14 protein-coding genes are annotated in these 13,546 nt (G+C 63.9%); 9 read left to right on the top strand and 5 right to left on the bottom strand.

Annotation, left to right across the window (positions count from 1 at the left end; all coding sequences use genetic code 11):
* From EPN59_RS14055 to phnG, 4 genes are all read right to left on the bottom strand, one after another.
* The coding region (locus tag EPN59_RS14055; RefSeq protein WP_293046224.1) for an alpha-D-ribose 1-methylphosphonate 5-phosphate C-P-lyase PhnJ at window positions 1-523 on the bottom strand (523 nt) is incomplete at its 3' end.
* Window positions 520-1,656, bottom strand: a complete 1,137-nt coding sequence (locus EPN59_RS14060; RefSeq protein ID WP_293046227.1) for a carbon-phosphorus lyase complex subunit PhnI — start codon at window positions 1,654-1,656, stop codon at window positions 520-522. The genes EPN59_RS14060 and EPN59_RS14055, both read right to left, overlap by 4 nt.
* Window positions 1,656-2,318, bottom strand: a complete 663-nt coding sequence (gene phnH, locus EPN59_RS14065) for a phosphonate C-P lyase system protein PhnH (RefSeq protein WP_293046230.1) — start codon at window positions 2,316-2,318, stop codon at window positions 1,656-1,658. The genes EPN59_RS14060 and phnH overlap by 1 nt, the downstream gene beginning before the upstream one ends.
* Window positions 2,315-2,809: a phosphonate C-P lyase system protein PhnG gene (gene phnG / locus EPN59_RS14070; RefSeq protein WP_293033173.1), complete on the bottom strand. Its 495-nt coding sequence runs from the start codon at window positions 2,807-2,809 to the stop codon at window positions 2,315-2,317. The genes phnH and phnG overlap by 4 nt, the downstream gene beginning before the upstream one ends.
* A 245-nt stretch (window positions 2,810-3,054) precedes the next feature.
* On the opposite strand from phnG, the gene phnF reads away from it, so the two are divergent.
* The 3 genes from phnF to phnN are packed head-to-tail and all read left to right on the top strand — an operon-like array spanning window position 3,055 to window position 5,092.
* Window positions 3,055-3,813, top strand: a complete 759-nt coding sequence (gene phnF / locus EPN59_RS14075) for a phosphonate metabolism transcriptional regulator PhnF (protein WP_293033175.1) — start codon at window positions 3,055-3,057, stop codon at window positions 3,811-3,813.
* Window positions 3,810-4,541: a DUF1045 domain-containing protein gene (locus EPN59_RS14080; RefSeq protein ID WP_293033177.1), complete on the top strand. Its 732-nt coding sequence runs from the start codon at window positions 3,810-3,812 to the stop codon at window positions 4,539-4,541. The genes phnF and EPN59_RS14080 overlap by 4 nt, the downstream gene beginning before the upstream one ends.
* Window positions 4,538-5,092: a phosphonate metabolism protein/1,5-bisphosphokinase (PRPP-forming) PhnN gene (phnN, locus tag EPN59_RS14085; protein ID WP_293046233.1), complete on the top strand. Its 555-nt coding sequence runs from the start codon at window positions 4,538-4,540 to the stop codon at window positions 5,090-5,092. The genes EPN59_RS14080 and phnN overlap by 4 nt, the downstream gene beginning before the upstream one ends.
* Before the next feature lie 41 nt (window positions 5,093-5,133).
* On the opposite strand, the gene EPN59_RS14090 is transcribed toward phnN, so the two are convergent.
* Complete coding sequence (locus EPN59_RS14090) at window positions 5,134-5,958, bottom strand: IclR family transcriptional regulator (RefSeq protein WP_293036146.1); 825 nt, start codon at window positions 5,956-5,958, stop codon at window positions 5,134-5,136.
* Between the two features lie 238 nt (window positions 5,959-6,196).
* Between EPN59_RS14090 and otnI the strand changes: the two genes are divergently transcribed.
* From otnI to pcaF, 6 genes are all read left to right on the top strand, one after another.
* A complete protein-coding gene (gene otnI, locus EPN59_RS14095; protein ID WP_293036143.1) occupies window positions 6,197-6,985 on the top strand; it encodes a 2-oxo-tetronate isomerase in 789 nt (262 codons plus the stop codon).
* Window positions 6,986-7,535: 550 nt separating this feature from the next.
* Window positions 7,536-8,444, top strand: a complete 909-nt coding sequence (cyoA, locus tag EPN59_RS14100) for a ubiquinol oxidase subunit II (protein WP_293036140.1) — start codon at window positions 7,536-7,538, stop codon at window positions 8,442-8,444.
* Window positions 8,445-8,447: 3 nt separating this feature from the next.
* The gene (gene cyoB / locus EPN59_RS14105; RefSeq protein ID WP_293036138.1) at window positions 8,448-10,445 is read left to right on the top strand and encodes a cytochrome o ubiquinol oxidase subunit I; all 1,998 of its coding nucleotides are present in this window, start codon (window positions 8,448-8,450) and stop codon (window positions 10,443-10,445) included.
* Window positions 10,445-11,056, top strand: coding sequence for a cytochrome o ubiquinol oxidase subunit III (cyoC, locus tag EPN59_RS14110; protein ID WP_293036136.1), 612 nt, complete (start codon window positions 10,445-10,447; stop codon window positions 11,054-11,056). The genes cyoB and cyoC overlap by 1 nt, the downstream gene beginning before the upstream one ends.
* Entirely contained in the window at window positions 11,057-11,377 is a 321-nt protein-coding gene (gene cyoD, locus EPN59_RS14115) for a cytochrome o ubiquinol oxidase subunit IV (RefSeq protein ID WP_293036133.1), read from the top strand.
* A gap of 270 nt (window positions 11,378-11,647) precedes the next feature.
* On the top strand, window positions 11,648-12,850 hold the full coding sequence (gene pcaF, locus EPN59_RS14120; RefSeq protein WP_293036130.1) for a 3-oxoadipyl-CoA thiolase: 1,203 nt from the start codon (window positions 11,648-11,650) through the stop codon (window positions 12,848-12,850).
* The last annotated feature ends 696 nt before the right edge of the window (window positions 12,851-13,546 follow it).

The raw sequence follows: 13,546 nt of genomic DNA on the forward strand, positions 1-13,546 counted from the left end.
GGCCGTAATCGGCGAGCGCGTGCAGCTTCCTGCACTCGGCGACGCGCGGTTCCAGCCGGAAGAGCGGCTCGGGCATCGGCACCTGATACACGAGGGTTTGCGCTTCCGTGAGCGGCGTTTCGGGAATGCGGTGACGCGTCTGGACGATCGTCGCGTCCCGCGTGCGGCGCGTCGTCTTCACGCCCGTCGTGCGCGCGAAGAAGCGGCGGATGTTCACGGCGTTCGTCGTATCGTCGGAGCCCTGGTCGATCACCTTGAGCGTGTCGCCGGCGCCGATGATCGCCGCCGTCACCTGGATGCCGCCCGTGCCCCAGCCGTAAGGCAGCGGCATTTCGCGCGACGCGAACGGCACCTGGTAGCCAGGCACCGCAACCGCCTTCAGCAGCGCGCGGCGGATCATGCGCTTCGTCTGCTCGTCGAGGTACGCGAAGTTGTAGCCGTCGGCGGCCTGCGTTTCGTGCGACGCGACTGCGGCGGGCGCGCTGATGGGCACGCGGGTGGGTACGGAAGCGGGCGCGCTCATGCGGCCTCCTCGTTCTGCCCGGGCGGGCTGTGATGTTGCGCGCGCAAGCGGCGCACGAGTTCGAGTTCGGACTGGAAGTCGACGTAGTGCGGCAGTTTCAGGTGCTGCACGAAGCCCGATGCCTCGACGTTGTCGCTGTGGGAGAGCATGAACTCGATGTCCTGCGTCGGCGAGGCCAGCGTCTCGCCGAGTTCCCCGCCGCGCAGTGCGCGGTCGACGAGCGCCATGGCCATGGCTTTGCGCTCCGCGTGGCCGAAGGCGAGGCCGTAGCCTTGCGTGAACGTGGGCGGCACGTCCTTGCTGCCCGCGAACTGGTTGACCATCTGGCATTCGGTCAGCTCGATTTCGCCGATCTCGACGCTTTCGCCCAGCTCGTCCAGCATCATTTCTACGGATACCGAACCAAACCGGATTTCTCCAGCGAACGGGTGTGAGTGCGCGTAGCCGCGCTGCGTTGCGTATCCCATCGCAAGGAGAAAGCCCTCGTCGCCGCGCGCGAGATTCTGCAGACGGATCGTACGATCTGCGGGAAACGCGAGCGGTTCGCGCGAGAGGTCGCCGGGTTCGGGCGCGTCGAGCGTTGGCGTTTCCTGTTCGATCAGGCCTTCCTTGTCGAGCAGCGAGACGACACGCGGCATCGGCTCGTCGGTCGCGCTTGCGGGCCGCGCCGCGTGTGGTGCTTCTTCGTTTGCTTCTTCGTTCGCTTCTTCGTTCGCTTCGCCGCTTTCGGCGAGCAGTGCGAAATCCAGCAGCCGCTGCGTGTAGTCGTACGTTGCGCCGAGCACCTGCCCGCCCGGCACGTCCTTGAACGTAGCCGATATGCGGCGTTGCACCTGCATCTGTTCCGTTTCGACGGGCTCCGTGTAGCCGAAGCGCGGCAGCGTCGTGCGATAGGCGCGCAGCAGAAAGATCGCTTCGACCAGATCGCCCGCTGCCTGCTTGATCGCGAGTGCGGCGAGTTCCTCGTCGTAGACGGAACCCTCGGTCATCACGCGCGCGACGGCGAGGCGCATCTGCTCGCGGATCTGCGCGACGCTCAGCTCGGGCACGCGCGTGTCGCCACGGCGCGCCTTGTCGAGCAGCCGCCACGACGCTTCGATCGCGCGCTCTCCCCCTTTGACGGCGACGTACATCAGTTCATCTCCACAAGCGTCGTGCGCGGCAGGCCAACGAGCTGGTCGTCGCAGACAAGATAAAAATCGATGCCGCACGGAAACAGCGCGGCCAGTGCGGCGCGCTCGTGCCAGAACCGCTCGGGCAGGCCGACCGGCGCGATGGTGTGCGCATCTTCGATGCCTGGTCCGCGCAGCGTGACCGGTGCGCCGCCCGTGAGCGAGTCGACGCGCACGAACACCGTGGCCGACTGCTCGGGCGATTCGGGCGTGCCGCTTGCGAGCGTGGCGAGGGGCGGCAGCGCGGCGGCGTCGTGGATATAGGCGAACGCGGCTTCTGCAGCATCCGCTGTGAGCGGCGCGCCCGAGTGAAAGCGCAACGCGGCGGCGAGTGCCGCATCGGGCTGCGCGAGCCACACGGGCGTTGCGTAGTCGCACAGCGCGAGCAGCGACGCGAACGCCGCGCGTCCCACGCGTGTGGCGTCTGGCATCGTGTCGGCGGCGGGCAGGGCGGCCTCGATCACGCCGATGCGGCCCGGACGCGCCAGTGCGTCGAGCAGCGTGCGGAACACGGCTTGCGTGTCGTGGACGGGATCGGCGAAGCCGGGAAGGAGCGCGTCGAGTGTGTCGAGCGCGGAGCGTGCGGCGTCGGTGGGTTGTGGCGTCCGTACTGCGTGATTCATGCATCACCTCGCACCATGGTGAAGAACTCGACTTTCGTGCTGGCTGCTTCGTTGCGTCGAGCGTTGCGCCGCGCTTCGAGGCGCGCGGCAAGCGGCGTGATCAGTTGCGCGTGCAACTGTGCGTGGCGTTCGGGCTGTTGCAGGAGCGCGTCGGCGAGCGCGGCCAGTTCGGCGCGGCGCTTGTCGCGCCCCAGATGGCACGCGACGCCGATTGTGCCGCCGTCGGCCGCATGAAGACGCAGCGTTGCGCGCGTCACCGTCGCTTCGCCGAGATTGAAGGCGTTGCCAGTGCCGCCGATCCGGCCTCGCACCATCGCGAGACCTGTTTGCGGCGCGCGCAGCCAGTCGAAGGCCGGCGCGGCATTGCCGCCGGATGCGGTAGCAAGCGCGGCAGCGAGCACCGCTTCCAGCTCGGCGCGCGGCGTGCGGGCGAGCACCGCCATCCATGCGCGCCGCGACGCGGCAGAAGGCGGGGCGGAAGAAGCGTTCATCTGGATTCCTGTGTCGTGAACGTGATGGCGAAGCGCGCATTGCGGCACTCGCTGCGGCATTCATTACGGCAATGCACCGCTGCAAACGTCGTCATTGGAGCATCGATTCATGTAGACGTCTAGACGTCTGTACGTTCAGATGCCCGGTTGTTACAACGCGATGTAGGAGATGCTTCATATTTCCATCACGCCGCGCGCACTACAATGCGGAAACCGCCATTGGAACCGAAGGGAATGACAGCACCATGACATCGAACGACGACGCGCTGCACGGCGCGCAGCTTGAGCGCGGCGCGGGCGTGGCGGTGTGGCGCCAGATCGAGCAGATACTCTCGGCCGAGATCGCGGCGAAAGGCTTCGGCGACGACGGCCGTCTGCCGAGCGAAGGAGAACTGGCCAAACGCTTCGACGTGAACCGCCATACGGTGCGGCGCGCGATGCTGGGCCTTGCGGCAATCGGGCTCGTGAGCGTGGAGCAGGGGCGAGGAACCTTCGTGCAGCCGGGCGCGATCGACTACACGATCGGCAAGCGCACGCGCTTTACGGAAAACCTTCAGCGGCACCGGCATTCGGCGGCGGGCAAGCTGCTCGCCGCATCGCGCGTGAGGGCCGATCCCGCGGTCGCGAAGGCGCTCGGCATTCGCGCGGGCGCGCTCGTCTACCGGCTGGAAACGCTGCACGAATCGAACGGCGTGCCGCTCACTTACGCGCGCAACTGGTATCCGGCCGCGCGGTTTGCCGATCTGCCCGCAGTGATGGAGCGCGTCGAAAGCGCATCGAAGGCGCTGGCCGAATACGGCGTGACCGATTATCTGCGCAAGTGGAGCCGCATCGGCAGCGTGCTGCCCGAGGCGGAAGTGGCGCGGCGGCTCAATATCAACCGGCAGCAGCCTGTGTTGTGGGTCGAGAACGTCGACGTCGACATGAACGGCGTGCCGATCAAATACGGCATCACGCATTTCGCGGCGGACCGCGTGCAGTTGATGGTGGAGCACGACGTATGACGCCCGCCATCGAAGCCTGGAATGGCGCGTCGCGCTTCGCGATCTACTATGCGCCGCCGCGCGACTCGGCGTGGTGGCGCGAGGGCTGCGCGTGGCTCGGCCGCGATGCGGAAACCCGTGAGACGTTGAGCTCGCCGCAGCCCGCCGGCCTTTCCCGACCGCTTGCCGCGCTGACCGTGGCGCCGCGCCGCTATGGCTGGCACGGCACGCTCGTTCCGCCCTTTCGTCTCGCGCCGGGCGTAACGCCTGATGCGCTGTTTGCCGCTGCGCAGCGATGGGCGGCGACGCGCGCGTGTTTCGAGGTGGCCGTTGAGGCCGCGACGCTCGGACGGTTCGTCGCGCTGCGCCCCGCCGACGATGCGGGCGATGCCGCGCTGCGCGAAGTCGCGGCCGATGCGCTGCGCACGCTCGCGCCGCTGCGCGCCGAGCAGACTTGCGCCGAACGCACGCGCCGGCTCGATGCGCCGCTTACCGCGCGCCAGCGCGCGTACGTGGAAGAGTGGGGCTATCCGTACGTATTCGACGAATACCGCTTTCACATGACGCTTTCCGATTCGCTCGACGACACACATGCGCGCGACACGCTGACCGCCGCGTGGAATGCGCGGATGCACGACGCCGGGGCGCTGCCGGTGGACGGTGTCGCGCTCTTCGTGGAGCCGCAGCCGGGCGCGCCGTTCGTGCTGTGGCGGCGCGTGGCGTTCGCGCGCGGGGAGCGTCGCGCATGATGGCCCCGCTGATCTACGTCATGGGGCCGTCCGGTGCGGGCAAGGACTCGCTGCTCGACTTTGCGCGAACGCGCCTTGCGGCGGACGGCGTGATGTTCGCGCACCGCTACATCACGCGCGCGGATAGCGGCGGCGAAAACCACATCGCATTGACCGACCCTGAATTCGAGGCGCGTTCGCGTCGCGGCCTCTTCGCGCTGCAATGGCGCAGCCACGCGCTGCGTTACGGCATCGGCGTGGAAATCGATCAGTGGCTCGCGCACGGATGCGCGGTGGTCGTGAACGGCTCGCGCGCCTATGCGGGCGAAGCGCTGGCGCGCTATCCGCAGACCCGGTTCGTCCACATCGAGGCGGCGCTCGAAGTGCTCGCCGCGCGGCTTGCCGCGCGCGGCCGCGAGACGCCTGAGCAGATCGCCGCGCGTCTTGCGCGCCAGGCGCCGTTCGAAGCGCTGGCGGGCGCAAGCGTCGATCGTATCGACAATTCGGGCCGTCTGGAGGATGCGGGCGAAGTCTTCGTCGATGTCGTGCGTCGCGTCGCGGCCGGGCGCTGACCGGAGCGCTGGCGACACACTCCAACCCGCGCCAACGCACGTCAGGTGCGCTGCGCGACCATGCTGGAGACGCGCCGCGCGGCTTCCTGAAGCGGCTGGAGGAAGGACTTGACCACCTGCTTCGCCGACGTGCGTTGCGCATTGCCGCTGATGTTCATCGCCGCGATCACGCGGCCCTGGCGGTTGCGGATCGGGACGGAAATCGAAATCAGGCCGCCTTCCAGTTCCTGGTCGACCATGGCCCAGCCCTGCTCGCGCACCTGGGCGATGATCTTCTTCAGCTCGTCCTTGTCGGTGACCGTGCGCGGCGTGTGCGCGTAGAGCGGGGCGGAGCCGAGCGTGGCGTCGAGTTCCGCATCGTCGAGGGCCGCGAGCAGCACGCGCCCCATCGACGTGCAGTAGGCGGGCAACCGGCTGCCGATCGAGAGGTTGATCGTCATGATCTTGTGCGTCGGCACGCGCAGGACGTACACGATTTCGGTGCGGTCGAGCACAGCCGCCGAGCAGCTCTCGTGGACCTCGGCGGACAGTTCTTCCATGACCGGCTCGGCGAGATTCCAGAACGGCATCGACGTGAGATAGGCGAAACCGAGGTCGAGAATCTTCGGCGTGAGGCGAAAGAGCCGCCCTTCGGTCTCGACATAGCCGAGCGTCTGCAGCGTGAGCAGGATGCGGCGCGCGCCGGCGCGCGTGAGGCCGGTGGCTGCGGCGACGTCGGTGAGCGTTTGCGCGGGATGCTCGGCGTTGAATGCGCGGATCACCGAGAGCCCGCGGGCGAAAGACTGCACGTAGGAGTCGCCCGGTTTGTCGGGAGTCTCCGCGGGCTCGGCGGAACGGGCGGGCGAGGCACTGGATGCGGAGTTCATAGGCGTCGGAATGTGTCCGGCAGCGGCGCGTAAGGAACCTACGACAATAGCGCATGCGACCTGTTTCGCCAACAGGCAGCGCAGAACAGGCAGCGCAGGCGACGCGCACGAGGCACTATGCTAGCGGCTGCGGCTGCGGCTGCGGCTGCGGCTGCGGCTGCGGCTGCGGCTAGTGGCTTTGAAGCGCCGTCACAGGCGCCGGCCAACCGACTGAACCGACTGAAAGGAGACCACGACCATGCCCCGCTTTGCGGCCAACCTGACGATGATGTACGCCGAACACGCCTTTGCCGACCGTATCGCGGCGGCGGCGCGAGACGGCTTCGCGGCGGCCGAGTGCCTGTTCCCTTACGACTTGCCCGCCCACGATCTGAAGTCGCGCCTCGATGAGAACGGCGTCGAACTGGTGCTGTTCAACGCGCCGCCCGGCGACTGGGCGGCGGGCGAGCGCGGCATCGCGTCGTTGCCGGGGCGCGAGGACGAATTTCGCCGTGGTTTCGACAACGCGCTCGACTACGCGCGTAGGCTCGGCACCCGGCGCGTGCACGTCATGGCGGGGCTGCGCGAGGCGGACACGCCGTACGAGGCGCAACGCGAGTGCTACTTGCGCAATCTGGCCTGGGCGGCTTCGCAGGCGCAGTTCGAGGGCATCACGGTCCTGATCGAGCCGATCAACCCGCGCGACATGCCCGGCTATGTGCTGAACCGTCAGGACGACGCTCAGGCGATCCGCGCCGCGTTGGGCGCAGCTAACCTGCTCGTGCAGTTCGACTGTTACCACTGTCAGATTGTCGAAGGCGACCTGGCCATGAAGCTGAGGCGCGACATCGGCGGGATTGGCCATGTGCAGATCGCAGGCGTGCCGCAAAGGCATGAACCGGATACCGGCGAGGTGAACTACCCGTATCTGTTCGAGTTGCTCGACGAACTGGGTTACGGCGGCTGGATCGGCTGTGAATACCGGCCGCGCGGGGCGACGTCGGCTGGATTGGGCTGGGTTCGGTCGTATCTGTCTGATCGTTCGTAATGCAAATATTCGCGTGCGCTGGACGCCGTCCGCCCACGTCAGGTTGTTGAAGCGCGACTAAGAGCACATAAAAGAGCAAATAAAAATGGCTCGTGGGCACCGTCGAATTCGTTTTTTCAGGATCGAGTTACCGTCACGCGATCCAGTCCGGCGATCCGAAGGGCTTCTCCAAAGCTGGGAATCGGGTCGCCCGAATCGTTAATGCCGCCGTTTTTTACGGCGGCGATTTCCATGTTTTTCTGACAGGTTTCACGAAAAGGTTAATCGCCTTTAAACATTGCTTTGCAGGTTTAATTATTATCTGTAGGACTACTTGCGCCATTACGTCGCACCCGTACGAATTGGGCCTTCGTTGCGGGGTAATATTTGGCGTGGATCAATTTTTGAACAGGATTCCTTACGTAAAATTGCGCCGCTTCAAACGTGGGTGCATTTGTCGTGGAGTTTTTGCGATGCAAATGCCCGGTGCGTCAACTGCCCCATGTATCGACTGCGTGATGTGTCAACGGCGTAATGCGTCAAAGGTCCTTCAAAGGGAAAGCGTGCAAACATGACAGAAAGAAAAGCCTTCAAACGATGGCTCGTCCTCCTCGGCAGCGGGTTGGCCGTCTCACTATCGGGGTGTAGCGGCAATTTCGCGCTGCTCGACCCGAAGGGCAGCATTGGCGTGGCCGAAAAGTCGCTCATCATCACCTCGACGGTCGCTATGCTGATCGCCATCGTGCCGGTGATCTTCCTCATCCTGTTTTTCGCCTGGCGCTATCGCGCGTCGAACCGGAACGCCACCTACGCGCCCAAATGGGCCCATTCCACGATCATCGAAATCGTAGTCTGGACCATTCCCTCGCTGATCATCCTCTACCTGGCCATCCTCACCTGGAAGACCACCCACGAACTCGATCCCTACAGGCCGCTCACATCGGACGTCAAGCCGATCAACGTCGAAGTCGTGGCGCTCGACTGGAAGTGGCTCTTCATCTACCCGGACCTCGGCATCGCGACGGTGAACCAGCTCGCCATGCCGGTCGGCACGCCCGTGAATTTCCGCATCACGTCGGATTCGGTGATGAATTCGTTCTTCATTCCGCAGCTCGGCACCCAGATCTACGCGATGGCCGGCATGCAGACGCGTCTGCACCTGATCGCCGACCACGCGGGCGACTACGCGGGCCTGTCCGCGAACTACAGCGGCCAGGGTTTTTCGGACATGAAGTTCCGCGCGCTCGCCACGAGCCAGCAGGAATTCGACGCATGGGTCGAGAAGGTGAGGGCGTCGTCGGCGTCGCTCTCGATGGACGAATACACGGCGGTTGCGAAGCCGAGCGAGAAGGATCCCGTGCAGCACTTCTCGAGAGTCGATCCGAAGCTCTTCAACAACATCGTCGCGAAATACAACAACGGCCACGTCACCGATTTCCGTGACGCTGTCTGCCGTGTTGACGGGAAATTTGAGGGGTAACGCATGTTAGGCAAACTTACTTTAGACGCGATTCCGTTCGATCAGCCGATCATCATGGGCGCTGCGGCGTTCATGGCGCTGATCGTGCTGGCTGTGGGCGGTCTCGTGACCGTGACCGGAAAGTGGAAGTACCTCTGGAGCGAATGGCTCACGAGCGTGGACCACAAGCGCATCGGCGTGATGTACATCATCGTCGCCGTGCTCATGCTGCTGCGCGGCTTCGCGGACGCCGTGATGATGCGCATCCAGCAGGCCATTGCGTTCGATTCGCCAGGCTACCTGCCGCCGCACCACTACGACCAGATCTTCACGGCGCACGGCGTCATCATGATCTTCTTCATGGCGATGGCGCTCATGATCGGCCTGATGAACATCATCGTGCCGCTGCAGATCGGCGCGCGCGACGTGGCGTTTCCGTTCCTGAATTCACTCTCGTTCTGGATGACGGCGATCAGCGCGATCCTGATCAACATTTCGCTCGTGGTCGGCGAGTTCGCGCAGACCGGCTGGCTCGCGTATCCGCCGCTTTCGGAGCTGCAATACAGTCCGGGCGTGGGGGTCGACTATTACTTGTGGTCGTTGCAGCTTTCGGGCGTCGGCACGTTGATCTCGGCGGTCAACTTCTTCGTCACGATCCTGAAGATGCGCGCCCCGAGCATGAACCTCATGAAGATGCCGGTCTTCACCTGGACGACGTTGTGCTCGAACGTGCTCATCATGGCCACGTTCCCGATCCTCACGATCGCGCTTGCGCTGCTCGGCCTCGACCGCTACGTCGGCACGCACTTCTTCACGAACGACGGCGGCGGCAACGCCATGCTGTACCTGAACCTGATCTGGGCGTGGGGCCACCCCGAGGTGTACATCCTCGTGCTGCCTGCGTTCGGCATCTATTCGGAGATCATCGCGACGTTCTCGAAGAAGCCGCTGTTCGGCTACAAGACGATGGTGTACGCGTCGTGCGCCATCATGGTTCTCGCATTCCTCGTGTGGTTGCACCACTTCTTCACGATGGGCGCCGGCGCCAACGTCAACGCGTTCTTCGGCATTATGACGATGATCATCGCGATCCCCACGGGCCTGAAGATCTTCAACTGGCTGTTCACGATGTATCGCGGCCGTGTCCACTTCACCACGCCGGTGCTCTGGACGATCGGCTTCATGGTGACGTTCACCATCGGCGGCATGACGGGCGTGATGCTCGCGATCCCGGGTGCGAACTTCGTGCTGCACAACTCGCTGTTCCTTATCGCGCACTTCCACAACACGATCATCGGCGGCGTGGTGTTCGGCTTCCTTGCGGGCCTTCACTACTGGTTCCCGAAGATCTTCGGCATCAAGCCGAACGAGAAGCTCGGCAAGGCGTCGTTCGCATGCTGGCTGGTCGGCTTCTATGTGGCGTTCGTGCCGATCTACGTGCTGGGCTTCATGGGCATGACGCGCCGGACCAACCACTACGACAACCCCGACTGGCAGATCTGGCTCGTCATCGCGGCGATCGGCGCCGCCATCATCGCCCTTGGCGTGGTGCTTCAGATCGTGTCGTGGGTCGAGGCGTTCATCAACCGCAACAAGCCGGAATGCAAGGACGTGACGGGCGATCCGTGGGACGGCCGTACGCTCGAATGGGCCACGTCCTCGCCGCCGCCGGTCTACAACTTCGCCGTGATCCCGCACGTGAGCGACATCGACGCTTTCGCCCACATGAAGGAAACCGGGCGTGGCATCGGTCTCGAAGCGCACTACCGCGATATCCATATGCCGTCGAACACGTCGGCCGGTTTCATCGTCGGCATGTTCAGCCTCGTACTGGGCTTTGCGGGTGTGTGGCACATCACGTGGCTGGCCGTGCTTGCGCTCGTCGGCATCGTGGTGACGGTCGCGGCGCGCAGCTTCGGCAATAACGACGGTTACACCATTCCTGCCGAGCGCGTGCGCGAAATCGAAGAGCAGCGTGAAGAACAGCGTCACCGCGCCGTGGTCGCACTGGAGGCCAACTGATGTTACAGAAAACCAATCCGGCGAACCTCGCCGAATTCGATCACCAGGACCACCCGGAGTCGCACTCGGTATTCGGCTTCTGGACCTATCTGATGACCGACTGCGTGCTGTTCGCCGCGCTGTTCGCGACGTTCGCGAGCCTCTCGCATCAGTTTGCGGGCGGTCCCACGGGCAAGGACCTGTTCGAGCTGCCGGGCGTTGCGATCGAAACCGGACTGCTGCTGCTCTCCAGCATCACGTTCGGATTCGCGATGTTGAACGCGTACCAGCAGAAGTCCGGCAAGGTCATGCAGTGGCTCGTGGTGACCTTCGTGCTCGGCGCGCTGTTCCTGTTTCTCGAACTGCGCGAGTTCTCGCAACTGATCGCGGAAGGTGCGAGTCCTCAACGCAGTGCGTTCTGGTCGTCGTTCTTCGTGCTGGTCGGCACGCATGGCCTGCACGTTTTCATCGGTCTGATCTGGATGGCCGTGATGATGATTCACGTGCTTCTCAAGCCGCAGCTCGGCGAGCACGAAATCCGCCGTCTCGCCTGTCTGGGCCTCTTCTGGCACTTCCTCGACCTCGTGTGGATCTGCGTGTTCACTTTTGTCTATCTCGGGAGCGTGCTCTAAATGGCTCATTCTCAATCGCAGGCTCACGGCAGCACCGGTAGCTACATCCTGGGTTTTATCCTTTCGGTGATTCTCACCGCGGCCGCGTTCGGCGTCGTGTGGTCCGGCGCGCTCGATACGGGTAGCGCCATGGCCGTGCTGGCCGTTCTCGCGTTCGTGCAGGTCATCGTTCAGCTCGTGTTCTTCCTGCATCTGAACGCCGGGCCAGGACGCGGCATGAACATGATTTCGCTTGGCTATACCGTGGTCGCTGCCGCGTTTCTTATTTTCGGCACAGTCTGGGTCATGAACAACGTCGCCATGCATATGATGTCGCGTTAAACTCTGGCCCAACTCGCGTGCCTGACGGCCGCACAGACTTTGCGTCTGTGCGGCCGTTTCACATGTGACAGGGCCGTTCGCGCGCTTGAGACCCGCTTAAGACCCACTTAAGACCCGCTTGGACCCGCTTGACACCCATTCGGTGACCCACCTATGATGGGCAAAAAAGTTCAACTAACGATCTGTGGTTCGTGTATAGAACAAATGCACCGGGGCGGCGCGTTCAACTGTTGAATATCCTCTGCGCTGCCCATCAATCAGGAGATTTGCATGGCGGAAGCTTTTCTGTGCGATGCGATTCGCACGCCGATTGGCCGCTACGGCGGCGCACTCGCGCATGTCCGTGCGGACGATCTCGGCGCTGTGCCGATGAAAGCGCTCGTGGAGCGTAACAAGGACGTGGACTGGTCGGCACTCGACGACGTGATCTACGGTTGCGCAAACCAGGCTGGCGACGACAACCGCAACGTTGCGCGCATGTCGCTCTTGCTGGCGGGGTTGCCGGAGGCGGTGCCCGGCAGCACGCTGAACCGTCTGTGCGGTTCGGGCATGGATGCGGTAGGCAGCGCCGCGCGCGCAATCCGGGCCGGTGAGGCTGGCCTGATGATCGCAGGCGGCGTCGAGAGCATGAGCCGCGCACCGTTCGTGATGGGCAAATCCGCGAGCGCGTTTGCACGCGACGCGGCGATCTACGACACGACCATCGGCTGGCGCTTCGTGAACCCGCTCATGAAGCAGCAGTACGGCGTCGATTCGATGCCCGAGACGGCTGAGAACGTCGCAGCCGACTACAACGTGAGCCGCGCCGATCAGGACGCGTTTGCGCTGCGCAGCCAGCAAAAGGCCGCGCGCGCGCAGGGCGACGGCACGCTCGCGCAGGAAATCGTCGCGGTGACGATTGCGCAGAAGAAAGGGGAGCCGATCGTTGTTTCGCGCGACGAGCATCCGCGCGAGACGAGCCTCGAAGCGCTCGCGAGGCTCAAGGGCATCGTGCGCGCGGATGGCTCGGTGACGGCGGGCAACGCTTCAGGCGTCAACGACGGCGCGTGCGCACTGCTCCTGGCCAACGAAGAGAACGCGAAGCGCTTCGGGCTCACGCCGCGTGCGCGCGTGCTCGGCATGGCGACGGCCGGCGTCGCGCCGCGCGTGATGGGCATCGGTCCGGCGCCCGCCACGCAAAAGCTGCTCGCGCGCCTGAACATGACGATCGATCAATTCGACGTGATTGAACTGAACGAGGCCTTTGCATCGCAGGGGCTGGCGGTGCTGCGCATGCTGGGCGTCGCCGACGATGATCTACGCGTCAATCCCAACGGCGGCGCGATTGCGCTCGGCCACCCTCTCGGCATGAGCGGCGCGCGTCTCGTGACGACGGCGCTGTATCAGTTGGAACGCACGCAGGGCCGCTTTGCGCTGTGCACGATGTGCATCGGCGTGGGCCAGGGGATTGCCATCGCAATCGAGCGCGTCTGATCGCTGCGCGCCTGCGTTCACTGGCCTGCTGTGACGCCGCAGATCGAACGATCTGCGGCGTTTTTCGTTGATGCACGTGCAGGCTTCGGACTGTGCATTAAGGCGTACGGCGTTCAGTAACCGCCGCTCGATGAACTCGAATTGCCTGAACTGCTCGATGAACTGTCGTTCTTCTGATTCATGGTGTCGTCCGCGGCCGCCGGGGACACTGAGGCCGCGACAATTCCGAGGCTGACGAGACACGCAAGAAAAATACGAAATCGCTTCATGGTGATCTCCTGTCGAAGATGCCGAAATGCCGGTTCATCGCGAACGCAGGCGTCGATATAGCGTTAAACGCGGCGTGCGGGCGTCTTATTCCAGTGCGCAATAACGATGCCGTTGTAGTTGAAGGGGGCATCGTTATACGCGAGTGGTTTCCCGCGCCGGAGCGGGTCTTTACGCCTGCGGCGTCGCGTGATTACCACAAGTACATGATGGTTCCGTGACAGTCGCAACCTAACATTTTCCTTTTATAACAACGCGTTAAGCAAAAATCCGATAAATCATCCCAATATTGGAAACAGTCTGTTTCGGAGACAGCGCGCCCGCTGGAGCAGGTTTGGCGATTAAATCTCGTCCGAACCTGGCTCCGACATTCGCAGCCATTTCATTGCAGCATGAATGTCAATATGGGAAATATCATGAAGAACACTT

It is taken from the genome of Paraburkholderia sp. (assembly GCF_004298475.1).
Lineage (GTDB): Bacteria > Pseudomonadota > Gammaproteobacteria > Burkholderiales > Burkholderiaceae > Paraburkholderia > Paraburkholderia denitrificans.

What these genes read in the sequence shown, in the direction of transcription:
- EPN59_RS14060 (WP_293046227.1), bottom strand. Translation starts at nt 1,656, where the DNA reads ATGTACGTCGCCGTCAAAGGGGGAGAGCGCGCGATCGAAGCGTCGTGG.
- phnH (WP_293046230.1), bottom strand. Translation starts at nt 2,318, where the DNA reads ATGAATCACGCAGTACGGACGCCACAACCCACCGACGCCGCACGCTCC.
- phnG (WP_293033173.1), bottom strand. Translation starts at nt 2,809, where the DNA reads ATGAACGCTTCTTCCGCCCCGCCTTCTGCCGCGTCGCGGCGCGCATGG.
- phnF (WP_293033175.1), top strand. Translation starts at nt 3,055, where the DNA reads ATGACATCGAACGACGACGCGCTGCACGGCGCGCAGCTTGAGCGCGGC.
- EPN59_RS14080 (WP_293033177.1), top strand. Translation starts at nt 3,810, where the DNA reads ATGACGCCCGCCATCGAAGCCTGGAATGGCGCGTCGCGCTTCGCGATC.
- phnN (WP_293046233.1), top strand. Translation starts at nt 4,538, where the DNA reads ATGATGGCCCCGCTGATCTACGTCATGGGGCCGTCCGGTGCGGGCAAG.
- EPN59_RS14090 (WP_293036146.1), bottom strand. Translation starts at nt 5,958, where the DNA reads ATGAACTCCGCATCCAGTGCCTCGCCCGCCCGTTCCGCCGAGCCCGCG.
- otnI (WP_293036143.1), top strand. Translation starts at nt 6,197, where the DNA reads ATGCCCCGCTTTGCGGCCAACCTGACGATGATGTACGCCGAACACGCC.
- cyoA (WP_293036140.1), top strand. Translation starts at nt 7,536, where the DNA reads ATGACAGAAAGAAAAGCCTTCAAACGATGGCTCGTCCTCCTCGGCAGC.
- cyoB (WP_293036138.1), top strand. Translation starts at nt 8,448, where the DNA reads ATGTTAGGCAAACTTACTTTAGACGCGATTCCGTTCGATCAGCCGATC.
- cyoC (WP_293036136.1), top strand. Translation starts at nt 10,445, where the DNA reads ATGTTACAGAAAACCAATCCGGCGAACCTCGCCGAATTCGATCACCAG.
- cyoD (WP_293036133.1), top strand. Translation starts at nt 11,057, where the DNA reads ATGGCTCATTCTCAATCGCAGGCTCACGGCAGCACCGGTAGCTACATC.
- pcaF (WP_293036130.1), top strand. Translation starts at nt 11,648, where the DNA reads ATGGCGGAAGCTTTTCTGTGCGATGCGATTCGCACGCCGATTGGCCGC.